Source organism: Bradyrhizobium sp. NAS80.1 (genome assembly GCF_001908205.1).
Lineage (GTDB): Bacteria > Pseudomonadota > Alphaproteobacteria > Rhizobiales > Xanthobacteraceae > Bradyrhizobium.
In genome coordinates this window covers 20,995-45,849 of the sequence record NZ_LGHL01000002.1, presented here as the reverse complement: position 1 = coordinate 45,849, position 24,855 = coordinate 20,995, and the positions used below count along the sequence as shown (strand labels likewise).

The following is a 24,855-nucleotide window of genomic DNA, read 5'->3' as shown; positions in this document are numbered from 1 at the left end:
ACCATCTTGGCCAGCGGCGACCAAGCTGCACAGACAGGCCGGACATCTGGATGCAAGCGATCCGATCAAACCTCACAATGCTCTTGTGCCACGGGGGCCGTCCACATATGGGATCCCGGATCGCGCTGCGCTTGTCCGGGACGACAGCGGAGGGTGCGGCAACAGCTACGCGTGCCCCGCCTCGTTCGAGAGCATGCCGGGGTCGATGCCAATCTTACGCAGGGCGCGGGCGTATTTCTCGTCGACGTCGTCGCCGAAGATCAGGTCAGCATCCGCGTCGCAATGGAGCCAGCCATTGCTCTGGATCTCGGTCTCAAGCTGGCCCGGTGCCCAGCCGGCGTAACCGAGCGCGAGGATGGCGTGCTTGGGGCCCGAGCCGTTGGCAATCGCCCGCAGGATATCGACGGTTGCCGTGAGGCAGACGCCGTCGTCGATCCTGAGCGTCGCGTTCTCGATGTAGAAGTCGCTGGAATGCAGTACGAAGCCGCGCCCGGTATCGACCGGGCCGCCGCGCAGCACCTTCATGCTTTCGGCATTCTCCGGCAACTTGATGTGTTCGCCCTTCTTGATGATGCCGAGTTGCTGCAAGAGCTCGGGGAAATCGATGCTGCCGGCCGGATGATTGACGATGATGCCCATCGCGCCCTCCGCCGAATGGGCGCAGAGATAGATCACCGAACGCTCGAAGCGAGAATCGCCCATCACGGGCATCGCGATCAGGAGCCGGCCGTCGAGATAACCCGAATTGGGGAGCGCGGGGCCTGCCCTGCGGGTGCTTTCGCCCGTCCTCTTGCCTGCGGGAGCCATCGGTAAAGCACTCCGGTTTCAATTCCTATCCTGATATCGGGCCGGTCTGCTGTCAAATCAAGCTTGCAGAGACTTGATTCAAGTGCATCCATCACAAGCAATTCAATGGTTTGCCCCGGGGGGACCCTGTAAAGACGTGCCATGCTCACAAGAGTTCCCATGCGTGCGGCGATCGGCGTCGCGACAACCCTGTTTGCGTCGTTGCTGGCGCTCGAAGCCCGTGCCGACGACGCTTCGCCATGGCAGCGCGACGGACATTCCGCGGTGCGGCTGCTCGCGGGATCGCGCAGCGGCGCGGTCCTGCTCGGCGGTATCGCGTTCCAGCTTCAGCCAGGCTGGAAGACCTACTGGCGCACGCCCGGAGACTCCGGCGTTCCGCCGCGGTTCGACTTCTCCAAATCGGAAAATGTCGAGGCGGTGACAGTGATGTGGCCGGCGCCGTTGAAGTTCGATGACGGCGCGGGCGGCCATTCGATCGGCTATCACGACCAGATCGTGCTGCCCTTGCGCATCGTCGCCAAGGCCGCCGACAAGCCGGTGACGCTGCGGGCCGAGATCAACTACGCGGTGTGCGAAAAGCTCTGCATTCCCGTCGACGCCAATGCCGAGCTCGGTTTCAACAGCGTGGCCTCCACCGAGGACGCAAATCTGCGTGCAGCGCTGGACACCGTGCCAAAGCCCGCCAATATCGGTGATGCCAATCCGCTCACCATCCGCGACATCAAGCGTGACGGGACTAAGAATGTGGTGGTCGACGTGGCTGTGCCTGATGGCCGCAACGTCAATCTTTTCGTGGAAGGTCCGACGCCCGACTGGTCGCTGCCGATCCCCGCGCCGGTCGAGCACAGCCCGCCCGGTGTGAAGCGCTTCTCGTTCGAACTCGACGGGCTGCCGCCGGGCGCCAAAGCCGAGGGCGCGGCGCTGAAGTTCACACTGGTCGGACCGGAAAAGTCGTACGAGTTCAGTACGAACCTGGAGTGATGCCCCCCCATCGTCCGGGCCCCCGTGCACAATTGCACGCGAGAACATGTACTCGAAAGGGCGCAGACGTCAGCGTCTGACGCTCAAGCGGAAATCATCAGCCAGAGCATACCGTTCGTGACCCGGAGCCGTCCCAATCATGGCGGTTCCGTTTTTGCCGAAGTAGCATAGTCAGGCTTTCAAACGTCGATAGGCTGCTGCCAGACGGGGCATTTTGCGCCACCGTCCAACCGCGAGGAGCAAGCCATGATGAATTTGAAAGTTCTTGGCGCTGTCGTGATTGCGGCATCCGCCCTGTCCAGTTCTGGTGCACTAGCGCAGGCGGCGCTCTCCAATCCGGACGCTTGCGAAGCTGAATTCTCCAGCTGCACGGGTCTTGGAACCGGGAGTACCCCCGTTTATCGATACAGGCAGCCACTGCGGCGAACGGCGTATCATCAGCCCGTGGCGGCGGGCGCTGCCATCGGCGGCTGGGGCAGTCCCAACGCCATGTACGGCGAATTGGGCTGGCACGGCGACTGGAATACGTATGCCACCCGCAACGGCATCGTCTGCAGGCCCGGCACCTATTTCAAGGGTGCTGACGGTGTCCGGCATCTCTGCCAATAGCCATCCGTTCTGAGGCTAAGTCTGGCGGCCCCAAAGGGCCGCCTCACTCTTGCCGAACCATGGCTCTCGTCCCGATTGGGCCAGCATGGAGGCGGCCAGGCGCCTGCTTTTTCCAGCTGATGATCGCTGGCAGCTCTCGAACCTCTGCAGGTTCACCGAACTCATACCCCCCTGACGGGCGCGCTGGTTCATGCGTACACGTCCCAGGCTAACATCTTTGACCCAACCGTATCTTAACGAATGGTTGCTAGGTCGAAGCCTGCCGCAGCATGCGGAACGCCTGGGGATCTCGACATGGCCGTGATGGATGCTGAACCCGCAACGACCGGACCGGCCGGGCTGATCGCGCGGCTGCGCGGCAAGCTGGCCGGCGGATCGAGCGAGGCTTCGCTGACGCGGCGGCTTGCCAGCACCATCTTCGTCATCCGCGTCATCAGTGCGGGCCTTGCCTATTTCTCGCAGGTCCTGCTCGCGCGCTGGATGGGCACGTCCGACTACGGCGTCTATGTCTATGTCTGGACCTGGGTGCTGCTGCTCGGCAGCATGATGGATTTCGGCATCTCGGCCTCCGCACAAAAGATCATTCCGGAGTACCGCGCCAGCGGCGATCATAGGCTGCTGCGTGGCTTCCTCTCCGGCAGCCGCTGGCTGACCTTCACCGTCTCCACGCTCTTGTCGCTTGCGCTCGCCGGCATCGTCAAACTGCTCTCGCCATGGATCGATCCGGCCGAGGAATTGCCGCTCTATGTCGGCTGCATGACGCTGCCCGCCTTCGTCGTCGCCAACACCCAGGACGGCATCGCGCGCTCGCACGACTGGATGCAGCTCGGCCTGATGCCGCAATTCATCGTCCGCCAGGCGCTGATCATCGGCATCACGGCCTGCGCTTTCCTGCTCGGCTATCATCTCGGCGCGGTGGCCGCGATGGTCGCGAGCGCCGGCGCAGTGTGGATCGCGATGACCGGGCAGATGGTGGTGCTGAACCGCAAACTCGCCGACCATATCGAGCCCGGCCCCAAGACCTACGACATCAGCGGCTGGCTTGCCGTCTCGCTGCCGATCCTGCTGGTCGAGAGCTTCTACCTGCTGCTCTCCTACACCGACGTGCTGGTGCTTCAGCAGTTCCGTCCCGCCGAGGAGGTCGGCGTCTACTTCGCCGTGGTGAAGACGCTCGCGCTGGTCTCGTTCATCCACTATGCGATGTCGGCGACGACAGCGCATCGCTTCGCCGAGTACAACGCACTCGGCGACAAGGCGCGCCTGTCGGCCTATGTGGCGCATGCCATAAACTGGACGTTCTGGCCGTCGCTGGCGGCGACCATCGTACTGCTCGCGCTCGGCAAGCCGCTGCTCTGGCTGTTCGGGCCGCAATTCGTGGTCGGCTACGACATCATGTTCGTTGCCGCGATCGGGCTGATGGTGCGCGCCGCGATCGGACCGGTCGAGCGTCTGCTCAACATGCTCGGACAACAGAGGATCTGCGCGCTGGCCTACGCGCTGGCGTTCCTGATGAATGTGATGCTCTGCATCGCGCTGGTACCGCGCTTCGGAGGCCATGGCGCCGCGGCGGCGACGTCGATCTCGCTCACCTTCGAGACGCTGCTGCTGTTCTGGATCGTGCGGCAGCGGCTGGGCCTGCACGTTCTGGCGTTTGGCAAATAGGCGCCGCGCGCTGCTCCAGCTTGCTGCCCTAGGGAACGGCCTTTTCGCAACATGCCCGCGAACGAGGGAAAACGCCTACCTATTTGGCAGCCGCAGCACAATTTTTCTTATTCTCGCCAAACAATTGCACCTCAGGGAAAGTTTATTCTACGTCATATTGCCCAACTCACGAGATAAACCTAAGATTCCCGAACTATGATTGATCCGCTCTACGTCGCCTCCGGATTCGGCGTCGGCCTGCTGGTCGGGATGACCGGCGTAGGTGGCGGCTCGTTGATGACGCCGCTCCTGATCCTACTGTTCGGCATTCATCCAACGACCGCTGTCGGCACCGATCTGCTCTATGCCGCCGCCACCAAGACCGGCGGCTGCGTCGTGCATGGCTGGTCGCGCAGCGTGCACTGGCCCGCGGTGCTGCGGCTCGCCTGCGGCAGCATTCCGGCAAGCGCCCTGACGTTGTTGGTGTTGTGGAAGCTCGATCTCAGAAGCGATGCCGAGCGCAACCTGGTCAACCTGGTGCTGTGCTTTGCCCTAACGCTGACGGCGATCTCCCTGATCTTCCGCAAGTCGATCCTGGAGCGTTACCGCAAAAGACTGGAGCGCATCGACGACCGCACAACGGCGATCGCGACCGTCAGCACCGGCATCGTGCTCGGCGTACTGGTCTCGATTTCGTCGGTCGGCGCCGGCGCCGTTGGCGTCACCGTTCTTCTGCTGCTCTACCCGCGCCTGCCGATGGCGACCATTGTCGGCTCCGATATCGCCCATGCCGTGCCGCTGACGCTGGTGGCCGGGACCGGACACTGGCTGCTCGGCTCGGTCGACTGGGGCCTGATGGGCGTTTTGCTGATGGGATCGCTGCCCGGCATCATCCTCGGCAGCTACAGCGCGACCCGCGTGCCGGAGACGGTGCTGCGCCTGGCGCTCGCCAGCGTCCTCATCGTGGTCGCCGGCAAGATCATGTTCGCGGAATTGAACCTGTCATCCGCGATCGTCACCGCTCTGGCCTGGAGCCATTGAACGAAAAACGGCGCCCCATTCTCGGTGTCGTCGCCCGGCTTGACCGGGCGACCCAGTATTCCAGAGACGCCTGTGATTGAGCCGAGAGGCCGCAGCGTACTGGATGCCCCGGTCAAGCCGGGGCATGACAGAGAGCGGAGCTACTCCGCAGTCCAGCCGCCGTCGATCGAGAGGTTGGTGCCGGTGATCTGCGCGGCATCGTCGCCGCACAGGAACAGCGCCAGCGCGGCGACCTGCTCGGAGGTGACGAACTCCTTGGTCGGCTGCGCGTCGAGCAGCACGTCGTTGATGACCTGCTCGCGCGTCAGGTTGCGCGCCTTCATCGTATCGGGGATCTGCTTTTCCACCAGCGGCGTCCAGACATAGCCGGGGCTGATGCAGTTGCAGGTGATCTTGTGGGTCGCGACTTCCAGCGCCACGGTCTTGGTCAGGCCCGCGATGCCGTGCTTGGCCGACACATAGGCCGACTTGAAGGGCGAGGCGACCAGCGAGTGCGCCGAAGCCGTGTTGATGATACGGCCCCAGCCTTTCTTCTTCATGCCGGGGACAGCAGCGCGAATGGCGTGGAAGGCCGATGACAGGTTGATCGCGATGATCTGGTCCCACTTCTCGATCGGGAATTCCTCGATGGGCGAGACGAACTGGATGCCGGCATTGTTGACGAGAATGTCGACCGAACCGAAGCTCTTCTCTCCGAGTGCGATCATCGCGGCGATTTCCGCCGGCTTGGTCATGTCGGCGGGCGAGTAGACCGCTTTCACCTTGAAGTCGGACTCGATCTTCAAGCGCTCCTTCTCGATGTCCTCTGGCGAGCCGAAGCCGTTGATGACGACATTGGCGCCGGCGCTGGCGAAGGCACGCGCATAGGCAAGCCCGATGCCACTGGTCGACCCGGTCACGACGGCATTCTTGCCTGACAGACTACCCATTTTACTCGCTCCTTTTTGCCGAGGGCGCGGTGACGTCCCCCGTGAGATCGTAGGTCACCATGGTCTCGCCGGACTGCGGTTTCTCGAGCCAGTCCTTGTGGCGCATCGACAGATGTACGTCGCGCACGCCGGCTTCCCAATGCTCGACCATGGCGACATGCGAGAAATCGTAATCCTTGGAAGAGGATTCGTAGTTCTTGCTGCGGTAGATCAGATGCACCACCGTGACGGTGCTTTCGCGCGCCGCCTTCGCAAGGAATTCGACGGAAGGGTCGTTCTTCAGATAGTCCGGCAATTTGCTGATCAGGTCGCGCACGGCCCTGCGGGCATTGTGCAGCTGCTTGTTCTTGTCGGTATTCATCCGCGTGCGGCTGGAATAGCGGATGTCCTTCTCACGCTCGGCGGCTTCGAGCAGCGAGGTCGGCAGGTCGCCGCGCGCGCTGAACAGATCGACCTGGAAGATCAGCATGTCGCGATCGACCTCGGCGTCGAGCACAAAGTCGAGCGGTGTGTTGGAGGCGATGCCGCCGTCCCAGTAATGCTCGCCGTCGATCACGACGGACGGAAAGCCGGGCGGCAGCGCACCGGAGGCCATGATGTGCTCCGGGCCGATCTTCTTGCCGAGCTTCCTGAACTCGAAATTGTCGAAATATTTGAAGTTGCCGGAGGTAACGCCGACGGCCCCGATCGACAACCGCGTCTTCAGGTCGTTGATGCGGTCGAAATCGACGAGGCGTTCCAGCGTCTTCTTCAAAGGCGCCGTGTCGTAGTAGCTCTGGGCTTGCGGGCTGCCGGGAGGCCAGAGCGGTGCGGGCGGGACGCGCGGCACGAAGAAGCCGGGCACGCCGAAGGTCGCGATCAGCGCGGCGCTGGTCGAATTGAACAGCTCGCGGCTGTGGTCGCTCTTGCCGATCGGCTTCCACGGTACAGGCGCGGAGACCATCTCCCAGAATTCCTTGAGCCGATTGACGCGTGTCTGCCCCTCATTACCGGCGATGATGGCGGCGTTGACCGCGCCGATCGAAATGCCGGCAACCCACTCCGGCTCGAAGCCGAAATGGCACAGCGACTGGTAGGCGCCAGCCTGATAGGAGCCGAGCGCGCCGCCGCCCTGGAGGACCAGGACACGCTGCGCCTTCGCGGGGACTGTTGCGACTTCCGGGCTATGATCGGTCATGCGGGAACAATAGCAAGAGGCGAGCCACCGTGACGACAGTCTGCCGCGGCGTCAATGCATCCCGGGATCAAGTCTGGCTTATCGCGGATCCGTCGAAGCCAGGATCATGGTCCAGAACACCTTGTACTTGGTGCCCGGAGCGTAGCTTGCCGCTATGCCCAATTTTGTGACACCGCTCTTGAGCATGTTGGCGCGGTGCGGGGGCGAGTCGCGCCAGCCGGAAAACGCTTCCGCCAGCGTATGATAGCCGGCCGAGATGTTCTCGACCGCCACGCTCGCCGGATAGCCGCCGGCGCTGAGCCGCTTGGCCAGGGGCGCGCGGACATCATGGTCCATCTTGTTCGCCGCCGCCATGGCGCCGGACTGGGATTCGGCAAGCCGCATCAGGTCGGAATCGATGACGACGGTGCCGAGGCCGTTGTTCTGGCGGTATTGCGAGATCATGATCGCGGCCGCCTGCGCATCGAGCTTGGAGCCCGGGACTGACATGTCGGCATACATGGACGGCTGCTGGATCGGCGCTTCGTTGCCGGCGCAGCCGGCAAGAAGCAAAGTGATTGATATCGCGACCGCAGCGCGCATGTGCAGGAGCCCCCAAATGAGGGGCCGTTGTTGCATACCAACCGTGGCTGAAAGGTGAATATTTAGGAAAATTTGACCCGACGGACCGGCTCAGCCGCTCGCAAATATCCGGTAACGGCGGGGCTCTAAGCCGATCGTGTCGCCGGCGCGCAGTTCCTTGTCGCGGGGGGGCGTCGATCTCGATGGTCTCGCCGGCTGATAGTGCGACCTCGGCTCGCTGCACGGGACCGAAATTGCGGACATGCCGCACGGCGCCCTCGAAGGCACCGCTGCCGGGCGGGCCTACCAGCATGTCATGTCGCCGCACGAACAGTTTTGACGCGCCAGGCGCAAGCCCTTCCGCCGCGAGGGAAAGCAGACGGTCGCCGAGCCTGATAACGCCGCCTTCGACCTGGACCGGCAGCTCGATGGACTCGCCGATGAAGCCATGCACGAACGCTGTCGCCGGGGTCTCGTAGACATCATCGGGCGAGCCGATCTGCTCGATCTTGCCTTTGTCCATCACCACGACGCGGTTGGCGACTTCCAGCGCCTCCTCCTGGTCGTGAGTGACGAAGATCGAGGTCACGTTGATCTCATGGTGCAGCGAGCGCAGCCATTTGCGCAGCTCCTTCCGCACCTTGGCATCGAGCGCGCCGAAGGGCTCGTCGAGCAGCAGGATGCGCGGCTCGATCGCGAGCGCGCGGGCGAGCGCGATGCGCTGGCGCTGGCCGCCGGAGAGCTGGCTCGGATAGCGGTCGGCGAGCCAGTCCAGCTGCACGAGATCGAGCAACTCCTTGACGCGCGCTCGGATGGTGGACTCATCCTTGCGGACGGCGCGCGGCTGCACGCGCAGGCCGAAGGCCACGTTTTCGAACACCGTCATGTGGCGGAACAGCGCGTAGTGCTGGAACACGAAGCCGACGTTCCGTTCGCGCGCGCCCTGCGCCAGCGCATCCTCGCCATTGAAAGAGACTTCGCCGGAGTCCGGCCAGTCGAGCCCGGCGATGATCCGCAGCAGCGTGGTCTTGCCCGAGCCGGACGGCCCGAGCAGCGCCAGCAGCTCGCCATTGTCGACCTTGAGATCGACGCCGTCGAGGGCTGCGAAACTGCCGAATTTCTTGACGAGATTCCTGACTTCAATGGTCACTGATGTCTTGTCCTTCGTCGAGATGACGTTCCAGAACGGTCTTGGCGATCAGCGTGATCAGCGCCAGCATCGCCAGCAGCGAGGCGATCGCAAACGCAGCGACGAACTGGTACTCGTTGTAGAGAATTTCGACGAGCAGCGGCATGGTGTTGGTCTCGCCGCGGATATGGCCGGAGACGACCGAGACCGCGCCGAACTCGCCCATCGCGCGCGCATTGCAGAGCAGGACACCGTAGAGCACGCCCCATTTGATGTTGGGCAGCGTGACGCGGAAGAACGTTTGCAAGCCCGAGGCGCCGAGCGAGATCGCGGCCTCCTCCTCCTGCGTGCCCTGCTCCTGCATCAGGGGGATCAGCGCGCGCGCCACGAACGGGAAGGTCACGAAGGTGGTGGCGAGCGCGATGCCGGGGACCGCGAACAGGATCTGGATGTCGTGATCGCGCAGCCAGCCACCGAAATAGCCCTGCGCGCCGAACAGCAGCACGAAGACGAGGCCCGAGATCACCGGGCTCATCGAGAACGGCAGGTCGATCAGCGTGACCAGGAACGTCTTGCCCTTGAACTCGAACTTGGCGATGGCCCAGGCAGCGACGAGGCCGAACACGAGATTGAGGCCGACCGAGATCGCCGCAACCAGCAGCGTCAGCCGGATCGCAGCCAGCGCCTCCGGCTCGGCGAGCGCGGCGAGATAAGCGAGAATGCCCTTCGAGAACGCTTGCGCGAATACGACGACCAGCGGCAGCACGACGAAAACGGAGAGGAAGACCATCGCCAGCGCGATGATGACGATGCGGACCGTCCTCCGTTCGGTCCGAAGGTTGTCGTGCGCTGCGGCGGCGTGCGCACGCGCATCGGGCGAGGCCAGCGAAACGGAATCTGCGATCTGCATCGTCATGATCCCACCTCAGCGCGTCGGGATCCGGCTCTGCGCCCAGCGCTGGAGCCGGTTGACGGCGAAGATGACGACGAAGGAGACGACGAGCATGACCACCGCGATGGCGGTCGCATCGGCATAGCGGAATTCGGAGAGACGGATCACGATCAGGAGCGGCGCGATCTCGGACACGTTCGGCAGATTGCCGGCGATGAAGATCACCGAGCCGTATTCGCCGACGGCGCGGGCGAAGGCGAGCGCGAGGCCGGTGAGCAGCGCCGGGGCCAGCGAGGGCAGGATCACGCGAATCATCGTCTGCCAGCGGCTCGCCCCCCAAGCTGCCCGCGGCCTCCTCGATTTCAGGATCGAGATCCTGGAGCACCGGCTGCACCGTGCGCACCACAAAGGGGATGCCGATGAAGATCATGGCGATGAAGATGCCGAGCGGCGTGAACGCCACCTTGATGCCGAGCGCGGCGAGCGGCGCGCCCAGCCACCCCTTCTCGGCGAACAGCGAGGTCAGTGCGACGCCGGCAACCGCCGTCGGCAGCGCGAAGGGCACATCGACGATGGCATCGAACAGCCGCCGGCCCGGAAAGCGGTAGCGCACCAGCGCCCAGACGATGATGCTGCCCATCACCAGATTGACGCAGGCCGCCGCAAAGGCGAGCCCGAAGGAAACGCGGAGCGCATTCAGGGTGCGGCGGCTGGAGAGGATGGCCCAGAACTGCTCTGGGCTCAGCTCGAACGATTTCAGGAACAGCCCCGCGAGCGGAATCAGGATGATGACGGACAGCCAGGACAGCGTCAGTCCCATCGTGAGACCGAAGCCCGGCAATGTCCGGCGTCGTGCTGTGATTGCGCTCACTAGCCCCCCCTGCTAAAGCCTCTTAAGACAGCGCCCGATCAGTTCTTGTAAATCTGATCAAAGACGCCGCCGTCGGCAAAATGTTCCTTCTGCGCCTTGGTCCAGCCGCCGAACACCTCGTCGATCGTGAACAGCTCGACCTTTGCGAAGGCGTTTTCATACTTCTTGGCGATCTCGGCATCGCGCGGACGGTAGAAGTTGCGCGCGGCGATCTCCTGACCTTCCCTCGTGTACCAGTACTGGAGGAAGGCATCGGCAACGTTGCGGGTGCCCTTCTTGTCGGCAACCTTGTCGACGATCGCGACCGGCGGCTCGGCGAGGATCGATTGCGGCGGCGCCGCGATCTCGAATTTTTCCGGACCGAATTCCTTCAGCGCGAGATAGGCCTCATTCTCCCAGGCAAGCAGCACGTCGCCGACGCCGCGCTCGACGAAGGTCACGGTGGCGCCGCGCGCGCCGGTATCGAGCACCGGCACCTGCTGATAGAGCTTTCCGATGAAGTCCTTGGCCTTGTCGGCGGAGCCGTATTTCTTCTGCGCAAAGCCCCACGCCGCCAGATAATTCCAGCGCGCGCCACCCGAGGTCTTCGGGTTCGGCGTGATCACGGCAACGCCCGGCTTGAGCAGATCGTCCCAGTCCTTGATGCCCTTCGGATTGCCCTTGCGCACCAGGAACACGATGGTCGACGTATACGGCGATGAATTCTGCGGCAGCCGCTTCTGCCAGTCAGCCGCGGTGAGGCCCTTGGCGGCGATGGCGTCGATGTCATAGGCGAGCGCGAGCGTCACCACATCGGCCTGCAATCCGTCAATCACCGCCCTCGCCTGCGATCCGCTGCCGCCATGCGACTGCTTGATCTCGACGCTCTTGCCAGTCTCCTTCTGATAGGCGTTCGCGAACGCCTTGTTGAATTCGACGTAGAGCTCGCGCGTCGGATCGTACGATACGTTCAGCAGATTGATGTCAGCAGCGAGAGCCGAGCTTGCCCAGAGCAGTCCTGCAGCGAGCGGAACGATACGGCGCATCATGTCCATCTCCATTCACTTCGCCGACGTCAATGTCGGCGAAGGCATGCAGGCGAAACTCGTGGCGAAACGCTCTCAAGTCAACGGAACCGGATTTTCTTGTTCGCAGCGTGGCAGCTCGACTGTGCTACGAAGTCTTCATCGTGTGGATGCCGCATTCTGTCTTGGCCCGGCCGCGCCAGCGACCGGCACGCGCATCCTCGCCTTCGGCCGTTCTGCTCGTGCAAGGCATACACCCAACCGAGAGAAAACCGGACTCCACCAGGGGATGCCGCGGCAATTTGGCGCGGACGAAAATCGCCTCGAGTTCCTCGCGCGTGACGTTGGCGAAGGGATTGAATTTCAACCGTGCGCCGTCGTCCTCGACCACCGGAATGTCGGCGCGCGCATTGCCCTGAAAGCGCTTGCGTCCGTTGATCCAGGCCGAGAAAGGCTTTAGTGCGCGAGACAGCGGTTCCACTTTACGGATACGGCAGCAGGCGTCGGGATCGGAGAACCAGAGGTCGCGGTGGGGATCTTCGCGCGACAGCGCCTCCTCGGCCGGCTTCATCGAGCGGACATCCTTCAATCCGAGCGTTGCGATCAGCGTGTCGCGATAGGCAAGCGTCTCCTCGAACAGCCAGCCGGTGTCGAGGAAGATCACCGGGATCGCCGGATCAACGTCCGCCATGACCTTGAGCAGCGTCGCCGATTCCGTGCCGAAGGACGACACCAGCGCAAGCTTCTCGCGCCCGACGGTCCTCAGGGCCGCAGCGATGACTTCCGCGGGCGAGGCATTACGCAGGTCACGATCGAGCTCATCCGCCGAAGGCAGCGCAGAGATGGACGAGACCTGGGGCGCGATTGCGTTCACGTGCCGACACCTTCGGAGTGACGCAACTGCATGCGCCGGTGCAGCGCCGTGACGCGACCGTCGCCGGTCGGCTGGTAGAACACCGAATAGCGCTTCGCGGTCTGCATGAAGGCTTCCGCGTCGGCCTGCTTTTTCACCTCGAAAGAATCGAAGCCGGCGCGCAGCATGAACACGAACTGGTCGCGCAGGATCTGGCCGGTCGCTCGCAATTCGCCGCGGTAATTGTACCGCTCGCGCAATAGCCGGGCCTGGCTGTAGGCGCGCCCGTCACGGAAAGTCGGGAACACCAGCGCGACGGCCGCGACCTTGCCGAGATACGGCACGAGCTCGTCGATGTCGCGGTTGTTAGGCCAGATCACGCCGACCTTGCCAGCGCGCTTGAGCAACGCATCCGCATCGCTGACGAAGCGCTCGGCCGGCACCAGGATGTCGCCGCCCTCGGGCAGCGGCGTGTCGACGGCAAGCTTGACGAAGCTGTCGTCGACGATCTTTCCGCCGTTAACGAGTGGCATAGACGCGCTCCTTGAAGGGTTCGACGCCGAGGCGTTTCACCGTCTCGATGAACAGCTCCTCGGGCCGCTCGCGCAGCGCAAGATAGGCTTCCACAATGTCTTCGACGACGTCGGCGACCTCGTCGAACTTGACGCCGGGACCGATCAGATTGCCGAGCGCGGCGCTCTCGTCGGCGCGGCCGCCAATGGTGATCTGATAGACCTCCTCGCCATTCTTCTCGACGCCGAGAATGCCGATATGGCCGACATGGTGATGGCCGCAGGCATTGATGCAGCCGGAGATATTGATGTGCAGCCGGCCGATCAGATTGGCGAGCTCGTGATTGGCGAAGCGCCGCGTTAACTCCTGCGCGATCGGGATCGAGCGCGCATTCGCCAGCGAGCAATAATCGAGCCCGGGGCAGGCGATGATGTCGGTGATCAGGTTGACGTTCGGCGTCGCAAGCCCAAGCTTGTCGAGCGACTTCCACAGCGCCGGCAGGTCGCGCTTGGCGACGTGCGGCAGCGCGAGGTTCTGCTCGTGACCGACGCGGATCTCACCGAAGGAATATTTGTCGGCGAGATCGGCGAGCGCATCCATCTGCTCGGCCGTGGCATCACCCGGCGGCCCGCCGGTCGGCTTCAGCGAGATCGTGACGATGGAATAGCCCTGCACCTTGTGCGGAGCCACCGAGTTCTTGCGCCATGCCTCGAAATCGCGATCGGCCGCGGCCTGCCGCAGCTCGTCCGGCATGTGCGGCAGCTTCTCGTAGGCCGGATAGGTGAAGCGTGAGCGGATGTCCTCGATCACCTCGTCGTCGATCTGGAGCAAGGAGTTGCGGATGTGCTGCCACTCCTCCTCGACCTCGCGGGAGAATTTCTCGGTGCCGAGCTCGTGCACCAGGATCTTGATGCGCGCCTTGTAGATGTTGTCGCGGCGGCCGTACTGGTTGTAGACCCGCAGGATCGCCTCGATGTAGCTCAGGATGTCACGACCATGCACGAAGTGCTTGATGGTCTTGGCGATGAACGGCGTGCGGCCGAGGCCGCCGCCGACGAGCACCCCGAAGCCGGTCTCGCCCTTCTCGTTCTTGATCAGACGCAGGCCGATATCGTGGATCTTGATCGCGGCACGGTCGTGGTCGGATGCGGTAATCGCGATCTTGAACTTGCGCGGCAGGAACGAGAATTCGGGATGCAGCGTGGTGTGCTGGCGGATCAGCTCCGACCAGATGCGGGGATCCTCGATCTCGCCGGGCGCGACGCCGGCCCACTGATCCGAGGTGACGTTGCGCATGTTGTTGCCGGAGGTCTGCATCGCATGAATGCCGACCTTGGCCAGATCAGCCAACGCATCCGGCAGCTCGGCGAGCTTGATCCAGTTGAACTGGATGTTCTGCCGCGTGGTGAAATGGCCGTAGCCGCGATCGTATTTCCGCGCGACATGCGCGAGCGCGCGCAGCTGGTTCGTTGCCAGCGTTCCGTAGGGAATCGCGACGCGGAACATGTAGGCGTGCAGCTGCAGATAGACGCCGTTCTGCAAGCGTAGAATCTTGAACTCGTCCTCGGTGAGCTCGCCCGAGAGGCGCCGCTTCACCTGGTCGCGGAACTCCGAGACGCGCTCGTTGACCAGCGTGCGGTCGATTTCGTCGTAAGCGTACATGAGAGATTGCCTTAAACCTGGACCGGCTGTCCGATGGTCACGCCGGTGCGGCGGATCTGTTCGCGCAGATTGCCGGGCTCGATCTTGCCGTCCTCGCCAACCTGCACCGGCGCTATATAGGGACCGATCGCGCCGACGTCATCAGCCACGGACTCCGCAAGCAACGCCTTGGCGTCATCGGAGTTGCGCACGATTGCGGCCTCCGACAAGTCTGCGGACCAACCCTTGGCAGCGGTGCGATAGACCACGATGCCGTCCCAGGTGCGGTTGGCGGTCACGACCGAGGGGCCGGCGATTTTGATCTTCTTCTGTTCAAGCGGTGAGGTCATTCGGCTGCATCCAGTAGGTCAGAGATGATTTGCTTTGGAGTTTGGCGGCGAAGGGAACCGGCATGCCGAACCACGTCACCGATGATGAGGATGGCGGGACCGCCATTGGTCCGCCGCACGAGCTCAGGCAGATCGCGCAGCGTGCCGATCGCGCCTTGCGCGTCGGGACGCGTGACGCGAGCGAACACACCGACCGGCGTCTCCGGGGAACGGCCGGCGGCGAAGAGGCCGGCGCGTATGGCAGGCGCAGCAGTCATGCCCATGTAGACCACAACGGTCATCTTGGTGTCGGTCAGCGTCGACCAGTCCACCGTCTCGGCATCGCGCGCCTTGTGCGCGGTGAGGAATGTGATGCGGGTCGCTTCATGACGGTAGGTGAGCGGCACCTCGAAATCGGCGGCACCGCCGAGCCCCGCGGTGATGCCGGGAACGATCGAATAGGCAACGCCCGCTGTGCGCAACGCTTCCACCTCTTCGCCGCCGCGGCCGAACACGAAGGGATCGCCGCCCTTCAGTCGCACCACACGCTGGCCGGATTGCGCGGCTTCGATCATGCGCCTGTTGATGGCGTCCTGACCGATACCGGGCTTGCCGACGCGGCGGCCGACCGGAACGCGCGTGGTGTCGCGGCGGATGCGGTCGAGAATCTCAGGCGAGACGAGCTCGTCGTGGAAGACGATATCGGCGTCCTGGAGCGCGCGCAGCGCCTTGATGGTGAGAAGATCGGGATCGCCCGGACCGGCACCGACCAGCGTAACGGAGCCTTCGGGCTTGTCGGCGCGCGCAAACGCGGATGGATCGGAGATCGCCTTGAGCGCCGCATCGGCCTCGCCCTTGCGGCCGGCGAGCACGGAAGCGCCGATCGAACCGTCGATGACGCGCTCCCAGAAACGGCGGCGCAGTGGAAACTCGGCGATGCGCTCATTGATGGATTTGCGGAAGCCGCCGATGAACTCGGCGAGCTCGCCGATACGCGCCGGCAGCAGCGCCTCGATCTTCTCGCGCACGCGTCGCGCCACCACCGGTGACGTGCCACCGGTGCCGACCGCGACCACGACGTCGCCGCGGTCGACGATCGCCGGGAAGATGAAGCTGGAATGTTCGAGATCGTCCATGACGTTGACGGGCAGGCCGAGCGTCTTGGCGCGAACCGACATCGCAACGCCGGCATCGCCCGCGCCGGCGCAGACAACGGCGATGACGCCGGTAAGATCGGCCGCGAGCGGATCGCCCGCTGCGATATCAATGCGCGCGGCATCTTCGGACCTGAGGCTCAAGTCGTGATCGCCGTCGATCGCATGCACGCGAATGCGCGCACCGGCTGCGGCCAGCACGCGCAATTTCGCACGCAAAAGCTCGCCCGCGCCGATGAGGACCACCGGACCGGCCTTGAGATCGAGGAACACCGGCAAGAACCGCATACGATACTCGCTTCCCCACATCCGGGGTTGACTGGAATTATTTTCTATATATGTGTCGTTTCAAGCGCGCAAAGAGAAAATTTCTTCTTCTCTTCCGCATCGCAAGTATGGAATTTTCTCCTCCAAACGCAAAGTGGCAGAGATGCATCTTCTCAAGGACGATTCCGTTGCTGATCGATTGAGCAGCCCGGCGGTGGCCGAACGCGTGCACGCGCAAGAATTTTCCGCTGACCTTGCCCCGAGCATGGATCATCTCGACCAACTCGAAGCCCAGAGCATCTACATCTTCCGCGAGGCCTTCGCCCGCCTGAAGAAGATTGCCCTGCTGTGGTCGCTCGGCAAGGACTCCAACGTCATGATCTGGCTGGCGCGCAAGGCGTTCTTCGGCCGCATGCCGTTCCCAGCCCTCCATGTCGACACCGGCAAGAAGTTTCCGGAGATGTATCGCTTCCGCGATCATTACGGGAAAGAGTGGGATCTCGATCTGCGTGTCGAGCCCTGCCCTCCCATCGATGCCGTCGACCCAACGCTGCCGCCGGCCGCCCGTTCCGCCGCGCGCAAGACCGAGGGCCTCAAGATGGCGCTCGGCAAATACGGCTTTGACGGCCTGATCGCCGGCATCCGCCGCGACGAGGAGGCAACGCGCGCCAAGGAGCGCGTGTTCTCGCCGCGCGGCCTGGAAGGCAATTGGGACGTCCGCGACCAACCGCCGGAATTCTGGGACCAGTTCAACGCTTCGCCGCCGACGGGCGCGCATCTGCGCATCCACCCGATCCTGCATTGGACCGAGGCTGATATCTGGGCCTACACCAAGCGCGAGAATATTCCGATCATCCCGCTCTACCTCTCCCAGAACGGCAAGCGCTATCGCTCGCTGGGTGATCAGGACATCACCAATCCGGTCGCTTCGACCGCGTCGAACATCGACGAGATCCTGGTCGAGCTCGAGCAGACCAAGGTGCCGGAGCGCGCGGGCCGCGCGCTCGACCACGAGACCGAGGACGCCTTCGAGCGTCTGCGCGTCGCCGGCTATCTCTGATTCCTGAGGACGTAACGCGGCTATGAACATGATCGTCACCACGGCTTCGCCCGCCACACCGAACGGCACCACGCGTCCCCAGGTGCGCATCGTCATCGTCGGCCATGTCGATCACGGCAAGTCGACGCTGGTCGGTCGCCTCCTGCATGAGACCGGCAGCCTGCCCGAGGGCAAGCTCGAGATGCTCAAAGCCGTCAGCGCGCGGCGCGGCATGCCGTTCGAATGGTCGTTCCTGCTCGATGCGCTGCAGACCGAGCGCGATCAGGGCATCACCATCGACACCACGCAGATCCGCTTCCGCACCAATTCGCGCGACATCGTGCTGATCGACGCGCCTGGCCACGCCGAATTCCTCCGCAACATGATCACCGGCGCCTCGCAGGCCGACGGCGCAGTGCTGATCATCGACGCGCTTGAAGGCGTGCGCGACCAGACCCGGCGGCACGGCTATCTCCTGCACCTGCTCGGCGTGAAGCAGGTCGCGATCGTCGTCAACAAGATGGACCGCGTCGACTTCTCCGCGGAACGTTTCAAGGAGATCAGCGACGAGATCTCGGCGCATTTGCAGGGCCTCGGCGTGAGGCCCGCGGCAGTGATCCCGATCTCGGCGCGCGACGGTGACGGCGTTGCCGAGCGCACCGATCGCATCGGCTGGTACAAGGGACCGACCGTGGTCGAGGCCCTCGACCGGCTCGAGCCGGCGCGGCCGCTTGAAGCGCTGGCGCTGCGCCTGCCGGTGCAGTCGATCTACAAGTTCGACGACCGCCGCATCGTCGCCGGCCGTATCGAATCCGGCAGCCTCATTGCCGGCGACGAGATCGTGATCATGCCGGCTGGCAAGATCGCAAGGATCAAGACAGTCGAAAGCTGGCCGGTGACGCCGGTCGCAGGCCGGCAGGGCGCTGGCCGCTCGGTCGGCATCACGCTCGACCGTGAACTGTTCATCGAGCGCGGCGACATCGTTGCACATGCCGGCACCGCTCCCCGCGAGACGCGACGGCTGCGCGCGCGCATCTTTTGGCTGCATGACAAGCCGCTCGCCAAGGGCGACCAGCTCCTGGTCCGCTGCGGACCGAAGGAAAGCCGCGCCACCGTCGTCGCCATCGAGAAGGCGGTTGATCCCGGCGAGCTGTCGAGCGTCGAGAACAAGGCGATCGGCCGCAACCATGTCGGCGAGATCGACATCTCGTTGTCCAATCCGATCGCGGTCGATCCCTACACAGAAAATCCGCGGACCGGTCGCCTCGTGATCGAGGTGTCCGGGCGCATCGCCGGCGGCGGCCTCGTTCTGTCCGTCGATGCCGGCCAGCGCGCTGTGCCTGTCGACATCGTGCCGGTGGAATCGGCGCTGCGGCCCGACGAACGCTCCGCGCGTTACCGCCATAACGGCGCGGTGGTCTGGCTCACGGGCCTGCCGGCTTCGGGCAAGTCGACGCTGGCGAAGGCACTGGAGCGACGGCTGTTCACCAATGGCGGCTCGCCGATCCTGCTGGACGGCGATACTCTGCGTGCCGGGCTCAACAGCGATCTCGGCTTCTCCGCCGCTCATCGCAGCGAGAACATCCGCCGTCTCGCCGAGGTCGCGACGCATCTCGCCCGCAACGGCCACATCGCGATTGTCGCCGCGGTCTCACCGGCCCGCGAGGACCGCGCCACGGCGCGCCGCATCGCCGACACCGCATTCCGCGAGATCCATGTCGCTACGCCTGCAGAGATTTGCGAAGAGCGCGATCCCAAGGGCCACTACAAGAAGGCCCGCGCCGGCGCTCTCGCGTCGTTCACCGGCATCGGCAACGACTACGAGGCCCCGCAGGCGGCCGAGCTCGTAATCGACACGTCGACGCGGACGGTTGCGGACTCAGCGGACGAGATCGAGCGCATGCTGAAGACGACCGGCGTGTTGTTCGACGAGGTCGTGGATCTCGCCGCGAATATTTGAGGCGCTCTCGCTGGTTCGCTCGTATATCCGCGCATGCGGTGCGTTCCCTCCCCCCCCTTGCGGGGGAGGGCCAGGGAGAGGGGTTCACACGGGGACTCTCTCCATCAGCGCGAACTGATTTTGTCCTCAAATTCGGACACACCTTTTCCTGGGCTACCCCCCCTCCCCTGCCCTCCCCCGCAAGGGGGGAGGGAGCGCCGTGTGCGCGTGGCGCCGAAGCCGGGCATTCGTTTGTAAAACGAGCCAAGCCCACACCACGTCTTGACATTTTGACAAACCCCTGGGGGTCTTCTCATTGCCTCGATTTTGGGGCTAATAGGGCTCCGAAAGCCGCCCTTTATGGGCGCATTTTGCTGCTGTCGGGTCAAAAGCAGCCGAAAACGGCCATTTCCAACAAGAAAGCCCATCATGAAACGCGTCGACGCCCACGGATTGAAGATCGCTCCTGTCCTGTTTGACTTCATCGCCAAGGAAGCGGCCCCGAAATCGGGGATCGCGCCGGACGCGTTCTGGGCCGGGGTCGCCGCCATCATCAAGGACCTGGGGCCGAAGAACCGCGCGCTGCTGGCGGTGCGCGACACGCTGCAGGCCAAGATCGACGACTGGCACCGCGCCAACAAGGGCAAGGCATTCGACCTCAATGCCTACACCGCCTTCCTGAAGGACATCGGCTATCTCGTCCCTGAACCGGCGACGCAGAAGGTCGAGACCGCCAATGTCGACGAAGAAATCGGCCAGATCTGCGGGCCGCAGCTCGTCGTGCCTCTCACCAATGCGCGCTATGCGCTGAACGCGGCGAATGCGCGCTGGGGCTCGCTCTATGACGCCTTCTACGGCACCGACGCGATCCCGCACGATCCTTCCGAGAGCGGCAAGGGTTACAACAAGGCGCGCGGCGACAAGGTGATCGCGAAAGCGAAAGCCTTCCTCGATGCCGCCGTGCCACTGGCGACCGGCAGCCACACCGACGTCACCGCCTATAGCGTCGTCGCGGGCCAGCTTGCGGTTAAGCTGAAAAGCGGCAATGCCACCGCGCTGAAGAACGCCGCGCAGTTCGCAGGCTTCCAGGGCGATGCGGCTGCGCCGAGCGCGGTGCTGCTCGTCAACAACGGCCTGCATGTCGAGGTGAAGATCGATCGCAACAGCGCGATCGGCAAGGACGATCCGGCCGGCGTCGCCGACATGATCATGGAAGCAGCGGTCTCCACCATTCTCGACATGGAGGACTCGGTCGCCGCGGTCGACGCCGAGGACAAGGTGCTGGTCTATCGCAACACCCTCGGTCTCATGAACGGGACGTTGTCTGCCGACTTCGAGAAGGGCGGCAAGACGATGACGCGCTCGCTCAACACCGATCGCAGCTACAAGACGCCTGATGGCAAGGGCGAGATCAAGCTGCACGGCCGCAGCCTGCTGCTGATGCGCAACTGCGGTCACCACATGTTCACCGATGCCGTGCTGGACGAGAAGGGCGAGGAGATTCCGGAAGGCCTGCTCGATGCCGCCGTCTCCGGGCTTCTGGCCATCCACGACCTCAAGGGCAATTCCAAGGTCAGGAACAGCCGCACCGGCTCGGCTTACATCGTCAAGCCGAAGATGCACGGCCCCGACGAGGTGTCGCTGACCTGCGAGATCTTCGATCGCGTCGAGAAGATGCTGGGCTTGCCTGAAAACACGCTCAAGGTCGGCATCATGGACGAGGAGCGACGCACCACCGTCAACCTCAAGGCCTGCATCCAGCGCGCCTCCAAGCGCATCATGTTCATCAACACCGGCTTCCTCGACCGCACCGGCGACGAGATCCACACTTCGATGGAAGCCGGTCCCATGATCCGCAAGAACGAGATGAAGGCGCAGGCCTGGATCAAGGCCTATGAGGACTGGAATGTCGACATGGGCCTGATCGATGGCCTGCCCGGCCATGCCCAGATCGGCAAGGGCATGTGGGCCGCGCCCGACAAGATGGCGGACATGCTGGCGCAGAAGCTCGCCCATCCGCAGGCCGGCGCCACCACCGCCTGGGTGCCCTCGCCGACCGCGGCGACGCTGCACGCCCTGCACTACCACCAGGTCAACGTCATCGCGCGCCAGCAGGAGCTCACCAAGGGCGGGCCGCGCGCAAAACTCTCCGACATCCTCACCATTCCGGTGTCGAAGTCGAACTGGGCGCCCGATGATGTCAAGCAGGAGATCGACAACAACTGCCAGGGCATCCTTGGCTATGTCGTGCGCTGGATCGACCAGGGCGTCGGCTGCTCCAAGGTGCCCGACATCCACGATGTCGGCCTGATGGAAGACCGCGCGACCTTGCGCATCTCCAGCCAGCATCTCGCCAACTGGCTGCACCAGGGCGTCATCACCGAAGCGCTGGTGATGGAATCGCTCAAGCGCATGGCCACCGTCGTCGACAAGCAGAATGCCGGCGATGCCATCTACAAGCCGATGGCGCCTGCCTTCGACGGCGTCGCCTTCAAGGCCGCCTGCGACCTCATCTTCAAGGGCCGCGAGCAACCGAACGGCTACACCGAGTACATCCTCACCGCGCGCCGCCGCGAGGCCAAGGCTCTTAGCTAACGAGGCTCTTAGCTAACGAGGCTCTTAGCTAACAAGGCTGCGGGTTCAGCCCGGTCACTGGAATGTCAAAAGCCCCGGCGCCAGCCGGGGCTTTTTTGTTGGGCGAAAGGTCGCCGCGCGCTGGGGAACGGCGGCGCGCCGGTCGCGTTGTCGAGCCGTCAGCAACGGGAGATGCTCATGGACTGGAACCGCATCGAAGGAAACTGGAAGCAGTTCAAGGGTTCGGCCAAGGAGAAGTGGGGCAAACTCACTGACGATGACCTCAAATTGATCGAGGGTCGCCGCGAACAGCTCGAGGGCCGGCTCCAGGAGCGCTACGGCAAGGCCAAGGACCAGGTTCGTCAGGACGTCGACGACTGGCTCAAGTCGCTGCACTAAGGCAACAACAACGAAGCCCCAGCTCACGCTGGGGCTTTTTTTATTGAGAGCCGTAGCCCGGATGAGCGAAGCGACATCCGGGACCTTCGTTGGGGCATCCCGGATATCGCTTCGCTCATCCGGGCTACGCGACTTAACTTGCCCCACTAAAACACCGTCAGATATTTCAGCAGCGACACTACGCCGATGATGATGACGATCACGCGTGCGACCTGCTTGGCTGCCCAAGTTTTTCGGGACGACGCCGGGACAGCAAGCCGGTAACGATCCGTTAACGCGATCCGTCAACGCCTTGCATTCCCCGCGCAAGCGCCCACGCCGCAGGCCTCCGTCAACGCGAACCCCGCGGGCGTTACAACTCTGTTTATTCCTTTTTGCGAAAGATGGCGGGTCTCGGGGATTCATCATGCTTCGACGTGTGACCGTTTCGGCGCTGCTGCAGTCCGTCATCGCTCTTCTCGCGGCGTGCGTGGTGGCGTTGCTGGTGATCAGCGCCTGGCAGTCCTGGGAGCGGCTGCGTGCGACCGGCCACATCGCGGCCGTAGCCGAGGCCTCCGCGAACGCGTTCAAGGCGATGCACAACCTCCGCACCGATCGATCCTCGACCCCCCCGCGTGCTGAACGGCGAAGCGCCGGTGTCGCCGGAGATCGAGAAATTCCTCCGCGGCATCCACGACGCCGAGATGCCGGCGATCCGCGCCACCGCGGCGCTGCTGCCCTCGATCCCGTTCGCCGAGCAAACCACCCTGCTCGGCAATCTGAACCAGCAGGTCGACAAGCTGGTGACGCTCCAGAGCGAGGCCTGGGACGAGATACGCAAGCCGAAAAAGGCGCGGCGCGCGGCCTTGTCGAAGGACTACACGGACCAGACCGGCGCGCTGCTCGCGACGCTGGAGGAGATCTCCGCGCGCCTGACGGGCGTCGTCAATCACAACGATCCGCAGATCGACCAGCTGCTGTCGATCAAGCAGGCAGCCTGGCTGTTGCGCAATACTGCCGGAGAGGCCTCAGACCTGGTTTCGACCGGACTCGTGGCGACCGGCAGCCGGCCGCTGGAAGCGCAGCAGACCTACACCAAATTCGTCGGCGCCATCGAGAATGCCTGGAGCGGGCTCGATTCCGCGACGCTCGGCATGAAGCTGTCGCCGGAACTCGCCAACGCGATGAACGCTGCCAAGTCCGCCTATTTCAACGCCGACTATCTTGCGCTGCGCGACCGGCTGATCGACCAGATCATGGTGGGGTCGAAGACCGACATGACCGCCGACCAGTGGACACAGTTGACCGCACAGCGCATGGGCACGGCGGTCGCGGTGGCCGAGCGTGCGCTCGACGAGGCGCGCGACTATGCCGCCGTTCAGTACACAGCGGCGAGCCGCGCACTCGTGGTCCAGATCGCCATGCTGGTCTTCGCCGCGCTTCTGACCGTCGGGGCGACGCTCACGGTCACCCGCCGCGTCATTCGCCCGCTGCACAACATCCGCGACGCCATGCTCAAGGTTGCCGGCGGCGACCTCACCGTCGACAGCGGCTATCTCGACCGCAAGGACGAGATCGGCGCGCTTGCCGGCGCTCTTGAAACCTTCAAGCAGCAGGCCACCGACAAGCTGCAGATCGAGGCCCAGGAACGCGAACACAATGCCGGCGCCGCGGTGCGCCAGCGCACGATCGAGGCCTCCATCGGGGAATTCGAGGGTCTGGTGCGCGAGACGCTCGCGCAGTTGGGCCAGGCCTCCACCGAAATGAGCAAGACTGCCTCGAAACTCTCCGCGGTCTCACGCCAGACCAATGAGCGGGTGCAGATCGCCGGCAAGGCCTCGGGCGACGCCTCGATGAGCGTGGACAGCGTGGCCTCAGCGGCCGAGGAACTAAGCGCCTCGATCAACGACATCAGTCAGCAGGCCGCTCACGCCGCAGGAATCGCCAGCCGCGCCGTCAACCAGGCGCGCGACACCGACGGCACCGTCCAGGGCCTCGCGAACTCGGCCAACCGCATCGGCGAGGTCGTCGGCCTGATCAACACCATCGCGGCGCAGACCAACCTTCTTGCATTGAACGCCACGATCGAGGCCGCGCGCGCCGGCGAAGCCGGCCGTGGCTTCGCCGTGGTCGCCTCCGAGGTGAAGTCGCTGGCGAGCCAGACCGCGAAGGCGACGGAGGACATCTCCGAGCAGATCGCTGACATCCAGAAGGTCGCAAGCGATGCCATCAACGCGATCCAGGCGATCGGCGGCATCATCGGCGAGGTCAATGAAGTTGCCACCGCCATCGCCACCGCCGTGCAGGAACAGGGTGCGGCAACCCAGGAAATCACCCGCAGCACGCAATATGCTGCGCAAGGCACCAAGAACGTGTCGGACAACATCAGCGGCGTGAAGGCCGATGCCGACACCGCGGCCGGTGCGGCGGAGAACGTCAGGCAGGCGTCGGAAACGCTGGAAACCCAGAGTCGCCAGCTCGGCGAGCAGGTCAGCGACTTCCTGGGCAAGATCCGCGCAGCGTAGG

At 64.0% G+C, this 24,855-nt stretch carries 19 protein-coding genes and 3 pseudogenes; 9 read left to right on the top strand and 13 right to left on the bottom strand.

Annotated features, from left to right (window positions below; genetic code table 11):
• Positions 1-165 precede the first annotated feature (165 nt).
• Positions 166-807, bottom strand: coding sequence for a YqgE/AlgH family protein (locus AC629_RS00370; RefSeq protein WP_084802808.1), 642 nt, complete (start codon positions 805-807; stop codon positions 166-168).
• A 141-nt stretch (positions 808-948) separates the two neighbouring features.
• On the opposite strand from AC629_RS00370, the gene AC629_RS00365 reads away from it, so the two are divergent.
• The 4 genes from AC629_RS00365 to AC629_RS00350 all read left to right on the top strand — a co-directional run bounded on the left by AC629_RS00365 (position 949) and on the right by AC629_RS00350 (position 5,079).
• Positions 949-1,788, top strand: a complete 840-nt coding sequence (locus tag AC629_RS00365) for a protein-disulfide reductase DsbD domain-containing protein (protein ID WP_084802807.1) — start codon at positions 949-951, stop codon at positions 1,786-1,788.
• Between the two features lie 246 nt (positions 1,789-2,034).
• Positions 2,035-2,397 (top strand): hypothetical protein, encoded by a 363-nt coding sequence (locus AC629_RS00360; protein WP_084802806.1) that lies wholly within the window; start codon positions 2,035-2,037, stop codon positions 2,395-2,397.
• Between the two features lie 294 nt (positions 2,398-2,691).
• Entirely contained in the window at positions 2,692-4,059 is a 1,368-nt protein-coding gene (locus tag AC629_RS00355; protein ID WP_084802805.1) for a flippase, read from the top strand.
• A 195-nt stretch (positions 4,060-4,254) separates the two neighbouring features.
• On the top strand, positions 4,255-5,079 hold the full coding sequence (locus AC629_RS00350; protein WP_084802804.1) for a sulfite exporter TauE/SafE family protein: 825 nt from the start codon (positions 4,255-4,257) through the stop codon (positions 5,077-5,079).
• A gap of 140 nt (positions 5,080-5,219) precedes the next feature.
• Here AC629_RS00350 and AC629_RS00345 read toward each other — a convergent pair whose 3' ends face one another.
• The 12 genes and pseudogenes from AC629_RS00345 to cysG form a co-directional block, all read right to left on the bottom strand.
• A complete protein-coding gene (locus AC629_RS00345) occupies positions 5,220-6,008 on the bottom strand; it encodes a 3-hydroxybutyrate dehydrogenase (RefSeq protein WP_084802803.1) in 789 nt (262 codons plus the stop codon).
• Position 6,009: 1 nt separating this feature from the next.
• On the bottom strand, positions 6,010-7,185 hold the full coding sequence (locus AC629_RS00340) for a DUF3734 domain-containing protein (RefSeq protein WP_084802802.1): 1,176 nt from the start codon (positions 7,183-7,185) through the stop codon (positions 6,010-6,012).
• A 78-nt stretch (positions 7,186-7,263) separates the two neighbouring features.
• Positions 7,264-7,767 carry a CAP domain-containing protein gene (locus AC629_RS00335; protein ID WP_084802801.1) on the bottom strand — a complete coding sequence of 168 codons (504 nt, stop codon included), beginning with the start codon at positions 7,765-7,767 and terminating at the stop codon, positions 7,264-7,266.
• 90 nt (positions 7,768-7,857) lie between these two features.
• A pseudogene (locus AC629_RS00330) lies at positions 7,858-8,896 on the bottom strand (sulfate/molybdate ABC transporter ATP-binding protein).
• Positions 8,886-9,791 carry a sulfate ABC transporter permease subunit CysW gene (gene cysW, locus AC629_RS00325; protein ID WP_084802800.1) on the bottom strand — a complete coding sequence of 302 codons (906 nt, stop codon included), beginning with the start codon at positions 9,789-9,791 and terminating at the stop codon, positions 8,886-8,888. Before cysW ends, AC629_RS00330 begins: the two are co-directional and overlap by 11 nt.
• 9 nt (positions 9,792-9,800) lie before the next feature.
• Positions 9,801-10,587: pseudogene (gene cysT, locus AC629_RS00320) on the bottom strand (sulfate ABC transporter permease subunit CysT).
• Positions 10,588-10,676: 89 nt separating this feature from the next.
• Positions 10,677-11,678 (bottom strand): sulfate ABC transporter substrate-binding protein, encoded by a 1,002-nt coding sequence (locus AC629_RS00315; protein ID WP_143198813.1) that lies wholly within the window; start codon positions 11,676-11,678, stop codon positions 10,677-10,679.
• A gap of 112 nt (positions 11,679-11,790) precedes the next feature.
• The gene (locus AC629_RS00310) at positions 11,791-12,516 is read right to left on the bottom strand and encodes a phosphoadenylyl-sulfate reductase (RefSeq protein ID WP_084802799.1); all 726 of its coding nucleotides are present in this window, start codon (positions 12,514-12,516) and stop codon (positions 11,791-11,793) included.
• Positions 12,513-13,028, bottom strand: coding sequence for a DUF934 domain-containing protein (locus AC629_RS00305; protein WP_084802798.1), 516 nt, complete (start codon positions 13,026-13,028; stop codon positions 12,513-12,515). The genes AC629_RS00310 and AC629_RS00305 overlap by 4 nt, the downstream gene beginning before the upstream one ends.
• Positions 13,015-14,670 carry a nitrite/sulfite reductase gene (locus AC629_RS00300; protein WP_084802797.1) on the bottom strand — a complete coding sequence of 552 codons (1,656 nt, stop codon included), beginning with the start codon at positions 14,668-14,670 and terminating at the stop codon, positions 13,015-13,017. The genes AC629_RS00305 and AC629_RS00300 overlap by 14 nt, the downstream gene beginning before the upstream one ends.
• A gap of 11 nt (positions 14,671-14,681) precedes the next feature.
• Positions 14,682-14,999, bottom strand: coding sequence for a DUF2849 domain-containing protein (locus AC629_RS00295; protein ID WP_084802796.1), 318 nt, complete (start codon positions 14,997-14,999; stop codon positions 14,682-14,684).
• Positions 14,996-16,420 (bottom strand): siroheme synthase CysG, encoded by a 1,425-nt coding sequence (cysG, locus tag AC629_RS00290; RefSeq protein ID WP_084802795.1) that lies wholly within the window; start codon positions 16,418-16,420, stop codon positions 14,996-14,998. Before cysG ends, AC629_RS00295 begins: the two co-directional genes overlap by 4 nt.
• Before the next feature lie 244 nt (positions 16,421-16,664).
• Between cysG and cysD the strand changes: the two genes are divergently transcribed.
• The 5 genes and pseudogenes from cysD to AC629_RS00265 all read left to right on the top strand — a co-directional run bounded on the left by cysD (position 16,665) and on the right by AC629_RS00265 (position 24,854).
• Positions 16,665-17,459, top strand: a complete 795-nt coding sequence (gene cysD, locus AC629_RS00285; RefSeq protein ID WP_084802810.1) for a sulfate adenylyltransferase subunit CysD — start codon at positions 16,665-16,667, stop codon at positions 17,457-17,459.
• A gap of 22 nt (positions 17,460-17,481) precedes the next feature.
• Positions 17,482-19,398, top strand: a complete 1,917-nt coding sequence (gene cysC, locus AC629_RS00280; RefSeq protein WP_084802794.1) for an adenylyl-sulfate kinase — start codon at positions 17,482-17,484, stop codon at positions 19,396-19,398.
• Positions 19,399-19,806: 408 nt separating this feature from the next.
• On the top strand, positions 19,807-21,972 hold the full coding sequence (locus AC629_RS00275) for a malate synthase G (protein WP_084802793.1): 2,166 nt from the start codon (positions 19,807-19,809) through the stop codon (positions 21,970-21,972).
• Between the two features lie 177 nt (positions 21,973-22,149).
• Positions 22,150-22,350 carry a CsbD family protein gene (locus AC629_RS00270; protein WP_027553924.1) on the top strand — a complete coding sequence of 67 codons (201 nt, stop codon included), beginning with the start codon at positions 22,150-22,152 and terminating at the stop codon, positions 22,348-22,350.
• A gap of 406 nt (positions 22,351-22,756) precedes the next feature.
• Positions 22,757-24,854 (top strand): annotated as a pseudogene (locus AC629_RS00265) (methyl-accepting chemotaxis protein).
• Position 24,855 lies beyond the last annotated feature (1 nt).

Bases quoted from the DNA above. Each gene is read 5' to 3' on its own strand.
- AC629_RS00370 (WP_084802808.1), bottom strand. From the start codon at position 807: ATGGCTCCCGCAGGCAAGAGGACGGGCGAAAGCACCCGCAGGGCAGGC.
- AC629_RS00365 (WP_084802807.1), top strand. From the start codon at position 949: ATGCTCACAAGAGTTCCCATGCGTGCGGCGATCGGCGTCGCGACAACC.
- AC629_RS00360 (WP_084802806.1), top strand. From the start codon at position 2,035: ATGATGAATTTGAAAGTTCTTGGCGCTGTCGTGATTGCGGCATCCGCC.
- AC629_RS00355 (WP_084802805.1), top strand. From the start codon at position 2,692: ATGGCCGTGATGGATGCTGAACCCGCAACGACCGGACCGGCCGGGCTG.
- AC629_RS00350 (WP_084802804.1), top strand. From the start codon at position 4,255: ATGATTGATCCGCTCTACGTCGCCTCCGGATTCGGCGTCGGCCTGCTG.
- AC629_RS00345 (WP_084802803.1), bottom strand. From the start codon at position 6,008: ATGGGTAGTCTGTCAGGCAAGAATGCCGTCGTGACCGGGTCGACCAGT.
- AC629_RS00340 (WP_084802802.1), bottom strand. From the start codon at position 7,185: ATGACCGATCATAGCCCGGAAGTCGCAACAGTCCCCGCGAAGGCGCAG.
- AC629_RS00335 (WP_084802801.1), bottom strand. From the start codon at position 7,767: ATGCGCGCTGCGGTCGCGATATCAATCACTTTGCTTCTTGCCGGCTGC.
- cysW (WP_084802800.1), bottom strand. From the start codon at position 9,791: ATGACGATGCAGATCGCAGATTCCGTTTCGCTGGCCTCGCCCGATGCG.
- AC629_RS00315 (WP_143198813.1), bottom strand. From the start codon at position 11,678: ATGGAGATGGACATGATGCGCCGTATCGTTCCGCTCGCTGCAGGACTG.
- AC629_RS00305 (WP_084802798.1), bottom strand. From the start codon at position 13,028: ATGCCACTCGTTAACGGCGGAAAGATCGTCGACGACAGCTTCGTCAAG.
- AC629_RS00300 (WP_084802797.1), bottom strand. From the start codon at position 14,670: ATGTACGCTTACGACGAAATCGACCGCACGCTGGTCAACGAGCGCGTC.
- AC629_RS00295 (WP_084802796.1), bottom strand. From the start codon at position 14,999: ATGACCTCACCGCTTGAACAGAAGAAGATCAAAATCGCCGGCCCCTCG.
- cysG (WP_084802795.1), bottom strand. From the start codon at position 16,420: ATGCGGTTCTTGCCGGTGTTCCTCGATCTCAAGGCCGGTCCGGTGGTC.
- cysD (WP_084802810.1), top strand. From the start codon at position 16,665: ATGGATCATCTCGACCAACTCGAAGCCCAGAGCATCTACATCTTCCGC.
- cysC (WP_084802794.1), top strand. From the start codon at position 17,482: ATGAACATGATCGTCACCACGGCTTCGCCCGCCACACCGAACGGCACC.
- AC629_RS00275 (WP_084802793.1), top strand. From the start codon at position 19,807: ATGAAACGCGTCGACGCCCACGGATTGAAGATCGCTCCTGTCCTGTTT.
- AC629_RS00270 (WP_027553924.1), top strand. From the start codon at position 22,150: ATGGACTGGAACCGCATCGAAGGAAACTGGAAGCAGTTCAAGGGTTCG.